This window comes from Pseudodesulfovibrio sp. (assembly GCF_028692895.1).
Classification (GTDB): Bacteria; Desulfobacterota; Desulfovibrionia; order Desulfovibrionales; family Desulfovibrionaceae; genus Pseudodesulfovibrio.
Window position 1 is genome coordinate 66,452 of sequence record NZ_JAQUWN010000003.1, and the last position, 19,271, is coordinate 85,722.

Genomic DNA, 19,271 nt, shown 5'->3' on the forward strand with positions numbered 1-19,271 from the left:
CGGAAAACGGTGGAAACCCATTTGGGGATCAGTAAAACAAATAGGATATTATCTCAATAAAAGTCAAGAAAACTTGGAATAATGCGTCCCCGTCCGCCGAAGCGGGTTCCTGGAGCGCGCCTTCCCCCTCCTGAAATGTCGGCCAGTTGAACGGGGAATTCGCAAAGCGTGCCCGGGAGCCGGAGCCCGGCCGGTCCGGCAGGGGAGTGCGAGACCGCCGGAAAGGACGTTTCGCGCGCGGTCACGGGGCGTGCCCGGTTGCGCGGGGGCGCGCCCAGGGTGCTCACCTTTTCGCAGGCTTGACCCGTTTGGGGGCAAGGGTGCGGTTCGACAGCCGCGTCCGCTTGGCGTTATGACGAAAAGGGCGCGATGTTTCCGCGCGGCTCGCAAAATGACGACAGATGTCGCGCGTTTGCGCCAAAAGTGTCGCATGGGGCCGGAGCGTGCTAATCTGAACACATGAGAGGATGTCGAGCTGTGAATGCGTCAGATGTGTCGCTGCCGCCCACCTGGGCGCTTCCATTCCGTTTGCGCCGGATTTCACAATGATGGTGGGGCATTTGGCCGGTATCGGGATTTTGGCCCGTGTCTTGCTTTTGCCGGTTGCAGAACTCGTATGCATGCGAATGAGTGAAGAGCCGGCGGTGATGAGGTGGTTTGGATGTGGCACAATCATCTAGCTCCTGCGGGACGACAGGACCGCGGAGATGCGCATTGGAGGACACATGGCTGACAAGGAACAGAGAGAAGGCGTCGACCTTCGTCCAGATAAAATGATCCTGATTCCGGCAACGGTGGTGCTTATCATCATCATTGCCTGTTCAATCCTGTTTACGGCGGAAAGCGAGAAGGCTCTCAAGACGGTCTATGCGGTGTTCACCCGGACCACGGGGACCTGGTACCTCTGGGTCACTGTGGGGATGATCCTGCTTTCGGCGTTCTTTCTTTTTTCCCGTTACGGCAATCTCAAGTTCGGCGAGGCCGATGAGAAGCCCGAATTCAACAGCTACTCGTGGATTGCCATGATGTTCTGTTCCGGCGTGGCCGGAGCGGTCATGTTCTGGTCCATCGTGGAGCCCCTCTTCAATCTGGCGTTTCCCCCGCAGTTCGCCGAGCCGCTGAGCCGCCAGTCCTTCGAGTGGGCCATGTCCTATGTCCTGCTGCACTGGGGCCCGGTCACCTGGCCCTGGTACATGGTCACGGCGCTGCCCATCTGCTACATGTACTACAAGCGCAAGAAGCCCGTCCTGCGGATCAGCACCACGGCCGAGCCCATCCTGGGCGAACGGGTCAACGGCGGCATCGGCAAGGGCATCGAGGTCTTCTTCATCATCGGCCTGATGTTCTCCAACGCGGCGGTCATGGGCGTGTCCGTGCCCATCGTCAATCACGCGCTCGCCGCGGTGCTGGGCATCGAGCCGAGCTTCACCATGGAGCTGGCCATCCTGGCCGTCTCGGCGGTCATCTTCACCGCCTCGGTCTCCCTGGGCCTCAAGAAGGGCATCAAGGTCCTGTCCGACACCAACGTGATCATCGCCCTGTGCATGGTCTTCTTCTGCCTGGTGGTCGGGCCCACGGTCTTCATCGTGGACAACTTCACCAATTCCTTCGGCATGATGCTGGGCAACTTCTGGAACATGATGTTCTGGACCGACCCGTACACCCCCGGCTCCTTCCCGCAGGACTGGACCATCTTCTACGCCCTGTGGATGGCCTCCTACGCCCTGTGGATGGCCTCCTACGGCCCGTTCATGGGCCTGTTCATCGCCCGCATCTCCAAGGGCCGCACGGTCCGCCAGGTGGTGGGCATGGGCCTGTTCGGCGGCATCGCCGGGTCCTACCTGATCCACGCCGTGTTCGGCGGCTACACCATGTACGCCCAGTTGAACCATGTGGTCGACGCCGTGGGCGTCCTCAAGGCCAGCGGCGGCCCGGCCGCGCTGGTGGCGGTGTTGCAGTCGCTGCCCATGGGCCATGTGGTGCTCATCGGCTACTGCCTGTTCTCCACCATCTTCCTGGCCACTTCCGTGGACTCCTGCGCCTACGTCATCTCCTGCGCCGCCACCACCCGGCTGGCCCCGGGCGCGGAGCCGGCCCGAGGCCACCGCTTCTACTGGGCCATGATCCAGGCCGGGCTCGCCCTGTCCGCCATCACCATGGGCGGCCTCGGGCCCGTCAAGATCTTCGCCAACTTCTCGGGAGCGCTGATGCTCATTCCCATCGCGTTCGCCGTGGCCGCGTGGTTCAAGATGACCAGGCAGGACGACGCCCTGGCCAAATACTGCCGCCCCAAGGACTAACCCCAAAGCGTCAACTCGCCCCGCAAGGGAGGCTCCGGCCGGCCGACAGCCCAAGCTGCCGGAGCCTCCCCTCACGCGAAGCGAAAAAGATAACTAGCTGTAATTAAAGGAGAAAATTATGACTCATCAAGCAAAGAGGGTCGCACTGCTCGGTTTCGACTGCGCCATCCCCAAGCGCCTTGACGCCCTGATAAAGGAGGGCGCGCTGCCCAACTTCAAGCGGTTCAAGGAAGAGGGCACCTACATGACCGAGGGCTTCAACATGCCCACGGTGACGCCGCCCTCCTGGGCCACCATCTGCACGGGCGCGTATCCCCGCACCCACGGCGTCGAGGACTACTACTATTACAACGAAGGGGAGTCCCTGCACTTCTCCAAGTGCGTCCAGGCCTTCGGCTCCGACATGCTCACCGCCGAGACCATCTGGGACGCCTGGGACAAGGCGGGCAAGAAGTCCATCGTGGTCAACTACCCGACCTCCTGGCCTTCCAAGATGAAGAACGGCGTCATGGTCCAGGGCGAAGGACTCTCCGCGGCCGAGGCCCGGTGGCAGATGGAGGGCTACGAGCACCGCGAGTGCCTGTGCTCCGAGTCCTGCGTGGCCACGGACTTCTATCCCATCGGCGTCCAGGCCCGTTTCGACGAGGCCAAGGGCTGGAAGAACCTGCCCGAGGCCGTGGCCGGCCGGGAGCCCCTGGACATGGCGATCCGCATGGAGTTCGCCCACGCCATGGATCCCCTCAAGCCCCAGACCTGGTACGGCCTGACCTGGGAATCCGGGGATGACGGCTACGACATCTTCGCCCTGTGCCCGGAGAAGGACTTCTCCAAGGCCTTCTTCAAGATCCGCGTGCGCGAGTGGTCGGACGTGGTCGAGGGCGAGTTCCCCATCGCCTCCGACGGCCGCGTGGAGCGGGGCTTCTTCCGCTGCAAGCTGATGGAGCTCTCCGACGACGCCGAGGACTTCAAGCTCTACATCTCCGGCATCACCGGCACCCACGGCTACTGCTCGCCCGACGACGCCCTGAGGAACGTCGACTTCACCCGCAACATCCTGGCCAACGACATGGGCTACGTCAGCATGGCCAACGGCGTCATCGACGCCGAGACCGTGCTGGAGCTGGGCCGGTTCCACTCCGAGTGGCTGGCCGAGGTCATGACCACCCTCATCAAGGACAACCCGGACTGGGATCTGCTCTACATGCACTCCCACCTGGTGGACTGGTTCTACCACGGCTACCTGCACGCCATGGACAGCGACGACCCGGCCGTGAGCAAGCCCGCCTTCGACATGGAGCGCGCCATCTACCAGATCGAGGACCGGCTGCTCGGCACCCTGATGGAATACCTGGGCGACGACACCCTGACCTGCGTCATCTCCGACCACGGCGCGACGCCCATCGGCCCCATCCTCAACACCGCCGAGGCCCTGGCCCAGGCCGGGCTGACCGCCTACGAGCCCCGCAGCGCGGACAAGGCCGGCTCCGTGTGGGAGGAGTCCGAGGGCTTCAACTACGACCTCGTCCCCGAGAAGTCCAAGGCCGTGCCCCAGCGCTACATGTTCGTCTACGTCAACCTGAAGTCCAAGTATCCCGGCGGCATCGTCGAGGACGAGGACTACGAGAAGGTGCGCAAGGAGATCATCGACGCCCTCTACGACTACAAGCATCCCGAGACCGGCGAGCGCCCGGTCATGTGCGCCATTCCCAAGGAGGACGCCAAGGTCTTCGGCATGGGCGGAGAGCAGGCGGGCGACGTGGTCTACGTGCTCAAGCCCGAATACATGGCCGAGCACGGCTACGGCTTCCCCACCGGCGAGTCCGGATGCGGATCGCTGAAGAACGTCATGATCTGGCGCGGCCCCGGCGTGAAGAAGGACAACATCTACGACCGGCCGCGCTGGCTGGCCGACGTGGTGCCCACCTTCTGCTACGCCACCGGCAACCCGGTCCCGGCGGATACCGAAGGCGCTATCTGCTACCAGATCTTCGAGGATCACGACAGATAGATCACGAACCCCCCGGTCGGACCGGTCCACGGAACTTCGGCCCGTTGGGCCGGGCCGACCGGGGGGATGTCGCCGAACCAGCAACGGTTCCCGCGCGGCCCAGGGCGACAGGGCGCAGGCGGGAAGGAAACGAAGGGAGAGACACATGCTCTTTTTCGTGAACAAGCCGGAAGAAGGGATTCTCGACCGGATCGCCCTTATCGGCGGCGACGAGGACAAGGCCCTGCTCCTGGCGGGAGACGGCGTCGGATTCGGCGCCGCTTACTGGGAGAGTCGACTCGAAGGCCTGGGCGTGGAGGACATCTACGTCAACAAGTCTTCGCTGGAAGCCAGGAACATCGAGCTCAGCGACAGTTGCGAGGTGGTCGACTACGACGAGATCGCCGACCTGCTGCTGGGCGGCGACGAGAAGATCGTCTCTTTGTAGGAGGATGCCGACATGTCCAAGACACTGACCATCATGCTCCTCTCCGGCGCGGCCGAGAACGAGGACGCGGAATTCGCGACCAGGCTCGCCCTGGCCGTCCAGGACAAGGGCCACAAGGTCCAGATGTACCTCTTCGGCAACGCGGTGAACCTCTCCAAGAAGGAGACCCCCATCGAGGGCGACCTGCACATCCAGCCCCGCCTGGTGGACCACATCGAGCCGACCAAGAGCTTCGACCGCCTGGCCGAGATCATCCGCAGGGGCGGCGACGTCTCCACCTGCCACACCAACGAGCACGCCCGGGGCATCGAGTCCCGGGAGTACGTCGAGGGCGTCAAGTGGGGCGACGTGGGCGGTTCCTTCACCAAGTACCTCATGACCTCGGACGCGCTGCTGTCCGTGGGCCACTAAAGGAGCCGGACCATGCTGAATTCCGTCTGTTTCGTCGTGGCCAAGCCCCTTGGCGTGGAGCAGGGGACCCTCGGCATCCGCGCCGCCTGGGCCTGCCACCAGAACGGCTTCGAGGCCAAGCTCGTCTATGCCGAGGAGGGCGTCTGGTGCGCCATCGGCAACCCCGGCTACCACACTTCGCTGCTCAAGGACCTGCTCGCCGAGGACGGCGACGTCTACGTCGTGAAGGAGGACCTGGAGAAGCGCGGCATCGCGCCCGAGTCCGTCCCGGACGGCGTGGAGGTCATCCCGGCCTCGGACGTGGCCGGGATCTGCGAGGACATGGAAACCGTCAACTACTTTTAACATCGATAGCCAAGAGGAAAAGACGCATGTCTACCGTCTACTTCGAGCGCCTGGACGAGAACAGGGACAAGTTCAACGTCGGGGCCAAGGCCGTGCCCGAGATCATCATGGACTTCTCCTCCATCACCCCGGAGGAGCGCAACCAGGAGTCCATGGGCTCGCGCATGCTCTGCGTGGCGGCCCTGTCCTGCTACTGCAACACCATGGCCAACGCCTTCAAGCGCAACAACGTCGAGGTCAAGTCCCTGACCGCCTCGGCCACGGCCAGGAAGGACAAGGACGAGGTCAACCGGACCCGCTACGTCGAGCTCGATATCCACGTCGAGGTCGGCCTGGAGGAGAAGGACCGCGCCGTCTTCGAGACCGTGAAGGACAACATGCTCAACGGTTCGCTGCTGACCTACTCCCTCGAGGAGGGCATGGAGGTGGACTACAACATCGAGATGAAGGCGGTCTAGCCGCCCCGTCCCGCAACCCGGACATCCAGACACGGGCGCAATGCCCATCCAACAAGGAGAAATACAATGGCTGACAAGAAAGTTGTTCTGATCGTTTGCGGCGAGGTCGACGCCAACGCCGCCGGTTCCGTGATGCAGAAGTTCCTCAAGAAGAGCGTGTCCTTCGCCGACTTCAATCCCGAGGGAGCGGTGGCCGAGGCCGCCAAGATCGAGGGGGCGGCCGCCGTGGCCGCCGACGGCGTGGCCAAGGTCTTCGAGGACGACGGCACCTTCGCCATCGTGGACCTGGGCGCGGTGGACCCCGCCGGGCTGGAGGCCGCCATGGCCGCCGTCACCGACGCCACCGACCGCCGGACCCTGATCGCCCTGGCCGCGGGCAAGTCCCTGTACCTGGGCGGCCTGGGCATGGACAAGAAGGCCGACAGCATCGCGCGCAGCGTCCGCGCGGCCGATGTCGTGGCCACCATCTGCTACGTGGCCGACCTGGCGGTGCCCGCCGACTGCACCGGCGCGATCCTCTATCAGGCCCTCAAGGACCCGAACATGAAGCTCAAGGAGATCGCCAAGCTCAAGGAGGCCATCGGCCGCATGGAGGCCGCCCTCCAGCGCGACACCCGCGAGCCGTGGGACAAGCACGACTGCGCCTAGTCCGACCGATCCCGCCGACGCCCGGCGGTGATGCATGGAAGGGGCCGGCCGCGCGGCCGGCCCCCTCGTCCCGACCACAACCCGACATGCCGGAGAGCCGAAACCCAATGACCACCATGACCGCCCGGACCGCCTTGTCCGCCCCGGACCTCAAACTCAGGCAGGACCTGTCCTTCGCCAAGAGGGGGCTTGTTTTCGCCCTGCTCTCCGGCATCACCTGGGGCCTCGACGGCGTCATCCTGAGCCTGGCCTTCGCCTCGCCCCTGCTGCTCGACGAAGCGTGCTGGCTGCTGGCCCCGCTGACCGTGGGAGCCCTGCACGACACCTTCAGCGCCCTCTGGCTGCTGTGCTTCAACGGGGCCACCGGCCGACTCCGGGAGCTGGGGCGGACCCTGCGCTCCAAGGCGGTCCGGCCGGTCATCCTCGGCGCGCTCTTCGGCGGGCCCGTGGCCATGTCCTCGTACATGCTCGGCATAAAGTTCGCCGGCCCGGCCTATGTCATGCCCATCACCGCGCTGTACCCGGCCGTGGCCTCGGTCTTCGCGGCCGTGTTCCTCAAGGAGAAGGTGGCCCCGCGCGCCTGGTTCGGCCTGCTGCTGTGCGTGGCGGGCGGGGTGATCGTCGGCTACACGCCGCCCGAGGGGTCGCTGGGCAACGAATTCTACCTGGGCATCGCCTTCGCCCTGGTCGCCACCTTCGGGTGGGGCGTCGAGGGCGTGCTCGCCACCTCGGGCATGGACCTCCTGGACCCGGCCGTGGCCCTGAACGTCCGACAGTTGACCTCCGCCACGGTCTACCTCCTGGTGGTGGTCCCCCTGGCCGGAGGATACGCGCTCTTCGTCCCGGCCCTGACCGGGGCCATCGGCTGGGTGTTCCCGGCGGCCGCCCTGACCGGGGCCCTGTCCTACCTGTGCTGGTACCGGGCGATGAACATGACCGGGGTGAGCCGGGCCATGGCCATCAACATCACCTATTCCCTGTGGGGCATCCTCTTCTCCGCCGTGTTCACCGAGGTGGAGATCACCACGGCCATCGTGGTGGGCGCGCTGGTCATCACCACCGGAATGGTTCTGGTCGTGGGCAATCCCAAAGAGATGGCCTGCCTGCGCTGCACCAAATAGCAAGGAAAGGAGTTCGCATGAGCAAGATGCCGATGAAGATGATGGTGGCCGACTGCTTCCGCCGGGGCGAGGCCCTGAACCCCGGGGCCGTGCACGACCTCATCCGCGACCACTACGCCGGGGAGCGCTACTGCTCCATCGAGTCCGTGCGGGAGCACCTCATGTCCCTCAAGGCGGTGGGCATCCTCAACGACGAGAGTTCCTACGTGGACGGCGACGGCGGCCTGGTTCCCGTCTACCGCATCTCCGAATACGGGCTGGACCGGCTGCGCCGGGCGCGCTGAACCACCGGCCGGGACGTGGGAAAGTGCTTGCGGAGAAAAGACTGACGACATAATTGACGTGCCAGCGCCGCGTGCGCCGTCTTCCGGGGAGGTATGATGGGCGAGCCGACTTACGAGGAATTGTACCAGCAGTGCCGGTTGCTCGAATCGCAACTGGCCTCCTTCAAGGAGATCAGGAAGCAGTTGCTGGGGAGCCAGCGGCAGTTGACGCGATTGTTCAACAATCTCCCTGGGATGGCCTACCGTTGTTCCCTGGACGCCAAATTGAATCCCACCCTGGTGTTCGTCAGCCAGGGGTGCGTCGATCTCTTCGGGGTCGCCCCCGAGTTCTTCACCGACCAGAAAACCAACGTCATGGAGACGCTGGCGCATCCCGACGACCTGCCCGGCATGCGCCGGGAGGAGGACGGCGCCATCCTGGACCGCCGTCCCTACAAGATGTACTACCGCGTCCGCCTGGACGACGACACGGTCAAGTGGATCTGGGACCAGGGCGAATGCGTGTACGACGAGCATGACGCGCCCCTCTACCTGGAGGGGATCATGATCGACATCAGCGCCCAGAAGCTCCGGGAATACGAGCTGATCCAGGAGAACCAGCGGCTCCAGAACACCATGGAGGACCAGTACCGGTTCGGCAGGATCATCGGCAAGAGCCAGGAGATGCAGGAGGTCGTCAAGCTGATTTCCATGGCGGCCAAGAGCGACGCCAACGTCATCATCCTCGGCGAGACCGGCACCGGCAAAGACCTGGTGGCCCAGACCATCCACGAACTGAGCGAGCTGCGCGGCCCCTACGTGCCGGTCAACTGCGGGGCCATCCCGGCCAACCTTATGGAGAGCGAGTTCTTCGGCCACAAGAAGGGCGCGTTTTCCGGGGCCACCTGCGACCGCAAGGGCTACCTGGCCCAGGCCGACGGCGGCACCCTGTTCCTGGACGAGGTGGGCGAGATCGACCTCTCCCTGCAGGTCAAGCTGCTTCGCGCACTGGAGAGCAAGCGATTCCACCCCGTGGGCAGCAGCGAGGCCCAGGCCTCCCGGTTCCGGCTGGTGGCCGCCACCAACCGCGACCTGGCACAGATGGTCCGCGAGGGGCGCATGCGCTCCGATTTCTATTTCCGGCTGCACGTCCTGCCCCTGCGCGTGCCGCCGCTTAGGGAGCGGATGGAGGACCTGCCGCTGCTCGTCTCGGAGTTCATGTCCCGCTACCTGGGCAAGCCATCCAGCGTGTACAGCATCCCGGCCAAGGTCCGCGCGGCCTTCGAGGCCCACGACTGGCCCGGCAACATCCGCGAGCTGCAAAACGTCCTGGAGCGCTACCTCACCTTCGGCGAGGTGGTGCTCAGCGATTTCGGCATCCGGGCCGAAGCGGGCGGCGGCATGGACGAAACCCTCGCCCTGGCCAAGGATTGCGCCTCGCTTGAGGAGAGCATGGACGCCGTTGAGCGCCACATCCTGCTCAAGGCCCTCGAACGCAATCACTGGAAAAAGGGCCTGACGGCCAGCGACCTGGGCCTGAACATGCGAACCATGCAGCGAAAATTGAAAAAGCACGGCTTGTAGGCCGCCTTCCCCCGCCCGGCGACGGGCTGCGTGCGACATCCATGTCGTATGGCGACATCGGCGTCGCACACCGCCAATTCCCCTCCAGCCAACGTTTTCGGCCGCAATCGAGGCGGGGCGCGACACCAGCGTCGCGCCCCGTCAGTCTCCAATGCGGCGGCGTTTCTCTAATTATCATTAAATTATAGCATGTTAACGCTATGGCACACCCTGTGCTTCAGGGAGAACCAGTTGTGCCACGAGGCCGGGCGCGCGGCGTCGCCGCCCGCATCGGCCGAGTCTTTGGGAACCGGGGGGCGGTCCATCAGCTTCCTCCGAGACCTCGCGCACGGGATTCGCCGACCAGGCTCGGCCTGCAACCTCCTTACCCGTCAGCCTCCGGCTCCGGAGGCGATTGGTCGGCAAGCCCTCCCCCGCGCAGCCCCCCCTCCCAAAGGCCGTCCGTCTCGACGACACTTCCGGACCGACGTCCTTCGCCCGGAAAAGCTGCGTCCAGCCTTTTCCGGAGGAAGGTTGGCCTGTACGGGCTCCCGCCCGGCAGGCCCATATTTCAAGGAGATCAGCACCATGACCTTTCGCCGTTTTTCCGTGACCCAGGGGGCGGGGTACCTCTTCATCATCCTGGGCATCCTGTTCTGGAGCGGCAATTTCGTGGCCGCGCGCGGGCTGGCCCACGCCATGGCTCCGGCCACCATCAATCTGCTGCGGTGGGTGCTGGCCACGCTGATCTTCCTGCCCTTCGGCTGGCGGGCGCTGTGGCGCGAGCGGGCGGCCGTGCTACGCCACTGGAAGGTCCTGACCCTGCTCGCCCTGACCGGCATCTCCCTCTACGACACGGTCGTCTTCCTGGCCGGGCACACCACGGACACGCTGAACATGTCCCTGATCGCGACCCTGTCGCCGCTCCTGACCGCTCTGGCGGCCCAGTTCCTCTACAAGGAGCGCATCGGCCGCTGCATGTATCTCGGCATCGCCGTGAGCAGCTTCGGCGTGACCTACCTTGTCACCGGCGGCGAGCTGGAACGGCTGTTGGCCCTGCGCTTCACCCCGGGGGATCTTCTCATCCTGTCCACGGCTTGCATGTCGGCGGTCTACAACACCGCCGTGAACAAGGTGGCGGGCAAGCTCAGCCAGACCACGCTCTTTCTCGCCATCAGCCTGCTGGGCACGCTCTGCCTGGTCCCGCTCTACCTGTGGGAGACGGGCGGCCGGTTCGTCCTGCCGCCGATCTCGGAGGACGTGGCGGTCTCCCTGGTCTATCTGGCGGTGTTCGCCTCGGTCCTCTGTTTCCTGTTCTGGAACGCCGCGGTGCAGATCCTCGGCGCTCCCAAGGCCATGCTGTTCTATTACACCCTGCCGCCGGTCAGCGCGCTCGTCGCCTGGCTCGTCATCGGCGAACCGGTCAACAGGACCCAGGTCCTGAGCGGAGCATTAATCCTTGCGGGCATACTCGTTGCTCTTTATGGTGGCGCTCCCAAATCGACCGGCAAGGGAGGAGTGGAACATGAAAATGCAACTGCGGTCGTTTACTGACACCCTGGCTTGGAACCTTTTTCTTCTGACGCTGGGGTCGGTGGTGTACGTCATCGGCTACAACGGCATCGCCGTGCACCATGATTTCGTTCCCGGCGCGCTTTACGGCCTGGCCGTGGTGGGCAACAACGTCGCGCCGGAGCTCTCGCTCCCGCGCTGGTACGTTCTGCTGAACGTGCCGATGTTCGTGCTGGCCTGGAAGGGCGTGAGCCGACGCTTCTTTTTCCTGAATCTCTACTGCATGCTGACCACGGCCCTGCTGACCGCCTACGTGCAGTGCGATTTCGGCATCCGGGCGGACATATACTCGGCCATCGCGGCGGGCGCCTTCATGGGGGCCGGGGCCGGGCTGATCCTGCGCACCTACGGCGGCGGGGGAGGCCTGGACGTCCTGGCCGTGATCCTGAACCGGAAATACGGATTGCGGATCGGCGTGTTTTATTTCCTGGTCAACGCCCTGGTCATGCTCACGGCCCTCAACCGGTTCAGCCCGGACATCATCGTGGCCTCGCTGGTGATGCTGTTCATCAGCTCCGTGGTCACGGAATACGTGCTTTCGCTGTTCAACCAGCGCAAGGCCGTCCGCATCCTGACCCGGAAAGGGGAGGAGATCGCGCACAACATCACCCACGTGCGCCAGCAGCACGCCACGGTCTTTCCCGGCGCGGGCGGCTACTCCGGCATCAACGTGGACATGGTGCTCTCGATTACGGACAGGCTGCGCCTGCGTTCGCTGGAGGAGGACGTTTTCGCCATCGACCCCGACGCGATCATCGTGGTCGAGAACACCTTCAGCGTCATCGGCGGCCCGCTTGGGCTGCGCAAGGAATACTAACCTTCAACCGACGAAGAAACGACTCATGAAATCCCTCCAGCTCACTCCCACGCCCTGCGCCGCTCCCCGGGTCGAGGTCCCCGAGGACGCGGAAATCTTCGTTCCCGAAAACGTCTGCGCCAAGATGATCCGCTTTGCGGTGGAAAACGGCCGCCTGGTCTACGTCCGCTTCACGGGCGGCTGCGACGGCAACCTCAAGGCCCTGTCCGCGCTGGTCACGGGGATGCGCGTCGAGGACGTCCTGGCGAAGCTCGGCGACATCACCTGCGGCGGCAAGGGCACCTCCTGCGCGGCCCAGCTCTGCGCCGCCCTGCGCAACGCCGGGGGCGGCAACGGCCGCTAGCGGTTCGGCGCGGTGTCGAACACGCCGACCTGATTCCAGGGGCGCACCCGGACCGCGCCGGAGTCGTGCCGCCCGGGCTCGAAGGCCATGATGCGGAGCGACCCCCCATAAAGGAAGCGGCCGAGCTTGTCGCCGGGCGCACCGACGTCGCCGTTGCCGGACGCCCGGCGGCCATCCTCTGCCGGACGGACTTCCGGCGGGGCGGGCCTCGGGAACGGAGGCGGAGCGGCCAATGCCGCTGCTCTGGGAAGGGAGGCTAGCGGGCCTTGGAGCCCTTGAGCGGGAATGAGGCTATAATGCAGCACCCCTTGCCGGCCATGGCGTCGATGGACACCTCGCCGTTAAAGGCCCTGGTGCGTTCGCGGATATTGATCAACCCGTTGCCGTGCGTAATGCGGGCAGGGTCGAAACCGACGCCGTCGTCTTCGATGAAGAGATTCAGCATCCCGTCCTGGCGGGTGAGCTGAATGTGGATGGTCCGGGCCTTCCCATGGGATATTGCGTTGTGGGTGGCCTCCTGGACGATGCGGAAGATGGGGGTGCGCAAGTCCTCGGGGATGTCCTTTTCCTCAACCGCGATGTCGACGTTGATGGACAGGCCGTTTGAATACTCCTTGCCGAACCAGACCAGTGTGTCCGTCAGCCCCATGTCGTCCAGGATGGCCGGGCGGAGGTCCGAAACTATCCGTTGAATCTCTTTCTGGACCGTTTTCAGGTGGCGCTCAATCTCCGAGAACTGCTCCCTTTCCATTTTCCCGGTTGCGGCCATGGTGTTCAACTTCAACCGGATGCCGACCATGGTCTGCGAAACGCCGTCGTGCATTTCGCGGCCGATTCTCGCCCGTTCGTTTTCCGTGGCTTCGAGGATCTTCTGCCTTGATACGGTGAGATCCTGAAGGCGATCGAGCATGCCGTTGAAGGAGAGGATGAGGTTGTTCATCTCATGGCTGTTGCTTTGGGCCGGAATCCTGTGGGTCAGATCTCCGTCCCCGACCACGCCGATGGCCTCGATGAGGTTGCGGATGGGGTGCATGATGCCTCGCCACAGCGAGACGACCCAGAGCGCTGCGACCAGGCACCATGCGGCGCACACGAAGATGAGGAAGGTGTCCTTTTGGGACTGCAGCTCCAGAATCCTGCGATGATTCTCCGTCGCGATCCTGTGGGCCTTCGAGGAGAGGGCGTGCAGCAGGACCGTGAGGTGGTTCCTGCTGTAGAATTTCGCACCGGAGAAATTGCCGGTGAAGCCCTGCGTGGATTCCAGCTCGATGATCTTCTGCATCTGCTTGAATGTCGGTTCCAACTGGTCCAAATCCCGGATCATCGACGTGACGGTTTCCGAATCTCCTTCGTACTCGCCGATAGCCTTCCGCAGGGCCGACATCTTCCATTGCCACTGCCGCCGGATGCGCGGGAGGCCGCTGGAGCTGATCTCCGTGCCCAGGCGGTTGATCTGCGATACCTCGCTGACGATGTTGTAGGCCTTCTGGTTGGACCTCAGGGCTTTTTCCACGGCGACGTCGGCAATCATGGTCCCCGCAAGCGAGGCGATCAAGATGACCGCCGCGACCGAGAAGAGAATGACGAGCCGGGTTTTGATCCTCATGGCTACCGAATGATGGTCACCTTGCTTTCGTCGAGCCTTTCCAGCGGCTTGTAATCAATGAAATCAAGGTAGTTGCGAGGCTTGGTGCGGCTGACCAGGTTGTTGTCGATGGCCCACTGCTCGATTGTCTCCAGCGTCAGGAGCAGCGACTGCTCGAGGGTGACGTTGAAGTCCATTTCCTCCCTGACGCTTTGGTCCATGACTTCCACGGGATACTTCTTGGCCTTGGCGATAATTTCCACGCTTTCTTGCGTGTTGGTTCGGATGAAGCCGTTGGCCCGGATGATCGCCTTGAGGGCGCCGTCGATGGTCTTGGGAGAATGCCGGATGGTGTCTGCGGGAACGATGAGCAGGCAGCATTTCCGAATGATCGTGTTGTCCTGGAAGATGACCCAGTCGTCCCCGAGCTTTTTCTTGGCGTTTTCGATGGGCATGCCGTGCTGGCAGATTGCGTCCACCTCTCCCTTGGCGATGGCGTCGGGGAGCTCCTTCTTGGTCAGATAGACGATGTTGACCTGGGCGTCGGGGATGCCGTTGAGGACCAGGAACCTGCAAAGGTAGAAGTGCGCGGTGGTCGCCCGGACCGTGCCGATCCGCTTGCCCTTGAGGTCCGCGATCTTGGTGATGCCTGCGCTTTTCTTGGCGAGGAGCTTGGTCTGGTTGTCGGTGTAGGCCAGGTTGGCGATGAGGCGGTGCTTGGTGATGTCGAAGTCCGTGAGGATGACGTTGATGGTTCCGGTCGTTGCCGCGTCATCCTTGCCGGCGAGATACTCCTCGAAAGAGACCTGGCCGTTGTTGTACGCATCGACGCTTCCCCGAATCCCTTCCTGTTCGAAGAACCCCTTCTTTTCGGCGACGTTGACCGCCCCGGACATGGCTCCCGCGCCTGCCGAGAAGGTGAACTTGGCGGGATCGGCGTGGGCCGTCCCGGCGAGTAGGATGATGGACAATAACGCGATAATATAGCTTTTTTTCATATCAGATCTCCTATCGGTTTGATTCATAAATTTTATAATAATGAATAAGCGAGGGCAATAGAAACCCCCCTATCACGTAGCGGTCTACGTGCTAATATTACATCCTGTAATTATAAGTATAATTGCGCTCATAAGGCCCATTTGCTCCGTCATGACCCTCAATTTTTGTACGGGTGCGAAGCGTACCGTTTGCGTGCTGATTCCGTATGAAATGAACAGCCGCCTATAGTAATTTGTCCGCAGAAGGAGGTGGGGCATGCCCAGTATGAGGAAATCGGTCGTTGTCGCATGGCTGGAGGAGCAGTTCCAGGCCGCACGGATGAGCACTGCGGAGTTGAGTGAGATTCTCAATTGCTTGGAGGCGGGAAAAGATCTAAGCCCATTGATACGCGTTGCCAATCGTGTCGGCGACGCGACCCCCATAGAACTTCTTGCAGCGATTGGGAACCATGCCGACACGGATTCTTATTGTAGACGATCACGAATTGGTCCGGGAGGGGCTTAACAGCCTCATTGGAAACGACGCCGAACTCGTCGTCTGTGGCCTGGTCCCCACAGGTGAAGCCGCCATCCGGCAACTCCAGATGGACCCGCCCGATCTGTTGCTTGTCGACATGCAGATGGACGGCGTGGACGGGACCAGGGTGATCGGGGCCGCGCACTCCCTGGCCCCCGGAACCAGGGTGTTGGTGCTGTCGGCGCACTCCTCGGGATCTTACGTGCGGTCAGCCCTCCAGGCGGGGGCTCACGGCTATGTCGTGAAATCCGAGGATGGGGAAGGGATATTGCGTGCAATACGCAGCGTCCTCGCCGGGCAGTCCTATCTCAGCCCCGAGGTGACCGGGGAGGTGATGAAGGGATATGTGGAGGGGCCCGGCCAGGACATGGAGGGGCCCTTCGGCCTTCTCACCCGTCGGGAGCGGGAGCTGCTGGACCTGATGCTGGCCGGAGAGGTGAGCAACAAGGATCTGGCAAAAAGGATTTACATCAGCGAGCGGACGGTCGAGCGCCACAAGACGAACATATTCCGGAAGCTCGGGGTCGGCAGCACCAAGGAGCTTCTTTTGAAAATGGAAGGGCGCGCCCAGGGGAGCTGATCCGCTTCCGGTTGTTCCCGGCAACGCTCCCAGGCCGCCGCCATGTGACTCCTCGGCGAGGGCGTTTCCCTCGATGATGGGCGCTGTCGACGCCACCGCCATCAGGTCCGGGAAAATCGCCGCCCCGGGACGATCGCCGCCAGGGGGGGCGCCCCCCCATTGTCGGACCTGTTCGTGGCCTACTTCCCGCCGGGTCGGAGATGTTTCCGTCTCAGGTCCGGGCCTTCCCGAGTCCCGCGCATCATGTGAGAAGCATTCGGGGAAGGCCGCCATGCCTATGCGCCAAAGAACGGCCTTTGTCCGGCCCTCGCCCGGAAGTCATGGCAAAATGAGCAGGACGCCTGGACATGAAAAGCCGCTCCGGCCGCCATCCTCACGGCGGCCGGAGCGGCTTTTGTTAACAGCTTTATCACTTACCCACAAATCCGCCTAGCACTGTGGGCGGCTGATGCCGACGGTCACAGTCTTGGCCTGGTGGCGGATGGTGTCGATGGGCCGGGTCATTTCCTCGATGGCCTTGTTCAGGATGGTCAGGACGTCCGGGAGCCGCGCCTCGCCGGCGCAGACGGCCGGGGACTGGTTGACCAGCCAGAGCATGTAGTTGGCCAGGGAGGCCGAGACCCGCGCGGGCAGGGCCGAGTCCGTCGCCCCGGAGGCGATCCGGTCCACGCAGGCGTTGAGCGCCGTGAGCAGGGCCGTGCGGTCCCACCTGGCCGGGTTTTCGATCATGGCCCCGAGCAGGACGCGCGCCTTGCGGAAGGGCTCGGCGTGGCCGTCGATGGCCTTGGCCGCAGAGATGCCCCACCAGTGGCCCGCCACGGTCTCGGGCACGAAGTCCAGCCCGCCGCCCACGCGCGGCACCTTGATGGTCGCCTCGGCCACAGCGTCGAAACGGGTCTCGTCCTCGGCGCAGAAGACGATGGGCGAGCCGTTGTGCGCCTTGAAGATCGTGGTCTCCTTGACCGTGTCAGTGACCACCATCTCCGGCAGGTCCGAGGCCATGACCAGGGTCAGGGGCTCGGTGGACAGGTCGATGTGCTTCTTGTCCTCGGTGACGTCGCAGGGGATGGACTTGTAGCACAGCTCCGAGAGCTTGATGCGCACCTCCTGGGCGGCCGTGCAGTTGGCCCCGTTGCCCACCAGGGCCCAGTAGCGGTGCACCGGGGCGTATTTCTTCGCCACCTCGGCGATGGCCTCCTTGCCGGCCAGCACCGTGTCGATGGCGCCGGGCAGCCGCTCCAGGGCGTCCATGTCCAGGGCCACGGCGGACGCGTTCATGGTGCCCAGCACGTCGGCCAGCCACAGGGAGAGCAGCTTGCCCGCGGCCACCTGGGAGTAGAACGCCTTGGTGGAGGCCACGGCCATCTCCACGTCGCGGCCGTTGCTGGTGTAGATGTAGGAGTCGGACTTCTGGACCAGGGGCGAGTTGCGCCGGTTGACGATGCAGTTGACCCAGGCCCCCCGGTCGCGGCAGAGGTCCACCACCCGGTTGGTGTCCGTGGTGGTGCCGGACTGCGAGACCGGGATGAGCAGGACGTCGTCCATGGGTTCGTCGCCCATGAAGCCGATCAGCTCGCTGCCGGTGTAGGATTCGATGGAGAGCCCGCTGCCCCTCAGCGAGCGGCGGAGCAGTTGGGCCACGGCCATGGCGGCCACGGCGGCCGTTCCCTGGCCCACGCAGATGATGCGGGCGATGGGCGTCTTGCCCTGCTTGACCCGCTCGACCAGGGCCGGGCCGTTGCCGAACCCCTCGGGCAGGAAGGTCACCTCGCCGCCGCTGCGCAGGTATTTGCCGTGCAGGGTGTTGCGCACGCTTTCCGAGGCCTCGTGCACTTCCTTCTCGATGTAGTGGGCGTATTCGCCCCGGAAGATGTCGCGGGAGAATATCTCGATCTTCTCCTCCTTGAGCGGGGCCGATCCGCTGCCGTCCAGGTAGCGGGCCTCGGGCGCGGAGCCCGCCGGGTCGGTGTCGCGCAGGATGACCGAGACGCCGCCCTGGTGATGCACGGCCATGGGATAGGAGGAACGGGCCCGGGCGGCCATGCCGTAGGCCTCGCTGGCCACCAGCCAGCCGTCGTCGGTGCGGCCCACGTAGAAGGACTGGCCCGAACCCTTCTGGGCCAGAAACTGGGAGTCGAAGTCGTTCAGGTTCTGCATGACCACGGCCAGGGAGCCCTCGCAGCGCCTGAGCACGCTGCGGAAACGCTCCTCGGCGTTCTCCTGCTGGGGCGCGTCCAGGTGGAAGAGCACGGGCAGGATCTTGGCGTCCGTGGATATGACGGGCGGGATGAACGCGCCCTTGGAAAGGACGGTCTCCTCCACCAGGGTGCGGTAGTTGTCCACGTCGCCGTTGAGGACGAACATGGTCTTTTCCAGGCCGGTGGACACGTCGCCCTCCACCAGCCCGTCCACGGGGTGGCAGTTGGGCACGGAGATGATGCCGTTGGACGCCCAGCGGGTGTGGGCGATGATGTTCACGGTGGAGAGCCCCTCGGCCATGGCCCAGAGCAGGTCGTCCGAGGCGATGAAGGCGCGCAGGGCCGCGCCGTTGTCCCCGAGCTGGCCCACGAGCTGGGCCACCTTGTAGAGGAAGCGGCAGGCGGTGCGGCCGTCGTCGAGCTTGCGCACCAGGACCTGGCGGGTGTCGGCGTTGGCGATGTGGCAGCGGTCGGCCAGCTCCTGTTTCTGGGCGGCGGTCAGCCGGAGCTCCGGGTCTCCTTCCGCGGGCAGGATGAAGGCCACGGCGATGCCCGCCGAGTCCCGGCCGCGCACTTCGAGCTTGTCCAGGGATTCCAGGACCAGCTCGGTGGACCATGCCAGGAAGTGGCGGTCGCGCGCGGCCGTGTCGGCGCGCACGGCCCCGGGCATGATGGCCAGGGTGCGGTCGATGTTCCGGAGCATCTCGCGGTCGAGCTGCCAGAGGTAGTCGTCGAGGGACTCGCGCAACGCTTCGAGGGCGTCGGTGCGCGGGCCTTGCTCCAGCTTGACGGCGGCGGCGTTGCGCAGCCTGCGCAGGCTTTCGCGGATGGCGTCGAGCCGCGCCCGGACACCGGGGTCGGACACGGCGGCCATGTGCAGGCCGAACGACATGAGATCGTGGAAATGGGAGGCGAGTTCGCCCAGGGGCGCCGCCGCGTCCTCGATGTCGCCCGCAAGGGCGTCGGCAAAGGCGGATTCGAGGGGCGCGAGCCACTCGGTGTCGGCCGGCAGAACCCACTGCCGGTTGCTCAGGAAACTAGCGATGCCACACATTGAATACGTGCTCCTGATGGACGTTGCGTTCGTTGGCGAGGGCGTCGGCGACCGTCGGACGGG

Annotated in this window: 17 protein-coding genes; 14 read left to right on the forward strand and 3 right to left on the reverse strand. The window is 64.3% G+C overall.

What is annotated here, in order from left to right; translation table 11 throughout:
* Nucleotides 1-725: 725 nt before the first annotated feature.
* The 13 genes from PHP91_RS01445 to PHP91_RS01505 all read left to right on the forward strand — a co-directional run bounded on the left by PHP91_RS01445 (nucleotide 726) and on the right by PHP91_RS01505 (nucleotide 12,276).
* Complete coding sequence (locus tag PHP91_RS01445; RefSeq protein ID WP_300135826.1) at nucleotides 726-2,300, forward strand: BCCT family transporter; 1,575 nt, start codon at nucleotides 726-728, stop codon at nucleotides 2,298-2,300.
* 118 nt (nucleotides 2,301-2,418) lie between these two features.
* The gene (locus tag PHP91_RS01450; RefSeq protein WP_300135827.1) at nucleotides 2,419-4,308 is read left to right on the forward strand and encodes an alkaline phosphatase family protein; all 1,890 of its coding nucleotides are present in this window, start codon (nucleotides 2,419-2,421) and stop codon (nucleotides 4,306-4,308) included.
* Between the two features lie 145 nt (nucleotides 4,309-4,453).
* Nucleotides 4,454-4,735, forward strand: coding sequence for a DsrH/TusB family sulfur metabolism protein (locus PHP91_RS01455; protein ID WP_300135829.1), 282 nt, complete (start codon nucleotides 4,454-4,456; stop codon nucleotides 4,733-4,735).
* Between the two features lie 12 nt (nucleotides 4,736-4,747).
* Nucleotides 4,748-5,146: a DsrE family protein gene (locus tag PHP91_RS01460; protein WP_300135831.1), complete on the forward strand. Its 399-nt coding sequence runs from the start codon at nucleotides 4,748-4,750 to the stop codon at nucleotides 5,144-5,146.
* A gap of 12 nt (nucleotides 5,147-5,158) precedes the next feature.
* Nucleotides 5,159-5,491 (forward strand): DsrH/TusB family sulfur metabolism protein, encoded by a 333-nt coding sequence (locus tag PHP91_RS01465; protein WP_300135833.1) that lies wholly within the window; start codon nucleotides 5,159-5,161, stop codon nucleotides 5,489-5,491.
* A gap of 26 nt (nucleotides 5,492-5,517) precedes the next feature.
* A complete protein-coding gene (locus PHP91_RS01470; RefSeq protein ID WP_300135835.1) occupies nucleotides 5,518-5,949 on the forward strand; it encodes an OsmC family protein in 432 nt (143 codons plus the stop codon).
* Nucleotides 5,950-6,015: 66 nt separating this feature from the next.
* Nucleotides 6,016-6,597 carry a hypothetical protein gene (locus PHP91_RS01475; protein ID WP_300135837.1) on the forward strand — a complete coding sequence of 194 codons (582 nt, stop codon included), beginning with the start codon at nucleotides 6,016-6,018 and terminating at the stop codon, nucleotides 6,595-6,597.
* 107 nt (nucleotides 6,598-6,704) lie between these two features.
* Complete coding sequence (locus tag PHP91_RS01480; RefSeq protein ID WP_300135838.1) at nucleotides 6,705-7,718, forward strand: DMT family transporter; 1,014 nt, start codon at nucleotides 6,705-6,707, stop codon at nucleotides 7,716-7,718.
* 17 nt (nucleotides 7,719-7,735) lie between these two features.
* On the forward strand, nucleotides 7,736-8,002 hold the full coding sequence (locus PHP91_RS01485) for a hypothetical protein (RefSeq protein ID WP_300135840.1): 267 nt from the start codon (nucleotides 7,736-7,738) through the stop codon (nucleotides 8,000-8,002).
* 96 nt (nucleotides 8,003-8,098) lie between these two features.
* Nucleotides 8,099-9,565, forward strand: a complete 1,467-nt coding sequence (locus PHP91_RS01490; protein ID WP_300135842.1) for a sigma 54-interacting transcriptional regulator — start codon at nucleotides 8,099-8,101, stop codon at nucleotides 9,563-9,565.
* A gap of 567 nt (nucleotides 9,566-10,132) precedes the next feature.
* Nucleotides 10,133-11,098 (forward strand): DMT family transporter, encoded by a 966-nt coding sequence (locus PHP91_RS01495; RefSeq protein WP_300135844.1) that lies wholly within the window; start codon nucleotides 10,133-10,135, stop codon nucleotides 11,096-11,098.
* A complete protein-coding gene (locus tag PHP91_RS01500) occupies nucleotides 11,070-11,933 on the forward strand; it encodes a YitT family protein (RefSeq protein WP_300135846.1) in 864 nt (287 codons plus the stop codon). The genes PHP91_RS01495 and PHP91_RS01500 overlap by 29 nt, the downstream gene beginning before the upstream one ends.
* Nucleotides 11,934-11,958: 25 nt before the next feature.
* A complete protein-coding gene (locus tag PHP91_RS01505; RefSeq protein ID WP_300135848.1) occupies nucleotides 11,959-12,276 on the forward strand; it encodes a TIGR03905 family TSCPD domain-containing protein in 318 nt (105 codons plus the stop codon).
* Between the two features lie 256 nt (nucleotides 12,277-12,532).
* On the opposite strand, the gene PHP91_RS01510 is transcribed toward PHP91_RS01505, so the two are convergent.
* Both PHP91_RS01510 and PHP91_RS01515 read right to left on the reverse strand, forming a co-directional pair.
* Nucleotides 12,533-13,882: a histidine kinase gene (locus tag PHP91_RS01510; protein WP_300135850.1), complete on the reverse strand. Its 1,350-nt coding sequence runs from the start codon at nucleotides 13,880-13,882 to the stop codon at nucleotides 12,533-12,535.
* Nucleotides 13,883-13,884: 2 nt separating this feature from the next.
* A complete protein-coding gene (locus PHP91_RS01515; protein WP_300135852.1) occupies nucleotides 13,885-14,859 on the reverse strand; it encodes an ABC transporter substrate-binding protein in 975 nt (324 codons plus the stop codon).
* Nucleotides 14,860-15,308: 449 nt separating this feature from the next.
* Between PHP91_RS01515 and PHP91_RS01520 the strand changes: the two genes are divergently transcribed.
* Nucleotides 15,309-15,956 (forward strand): response regulator transcription factor, encoded by a 648-nt coding sequence (locus tag PHP91_RS01520; RefSeq protein WP_300135854.1) that lies wholly within the window; start codon nucleotides 15,309-15,311, stop codon nucleotides 15,954-15,956.
* 429 nt (nucleotides 15,957-16,385) lie between these two features.
* Here PHP91_RS01520 and PHP91_RS01525 read toward each other — a convergent pair whose 3' ends face one another.
* Nucleotides 16,386-19,208, reverse strand: coding sequence for an SIS domain-containing protein (locus tag PHP91_RS01525; protein ID WP_300135856.1), 2,823 nt, complete (start codon nucleotides 19,206-19,208; stop codon nucleotides 16,386-16,388).
* Nucleotides 19,209-19,271 lie beyond the last annotated feature (63 nt).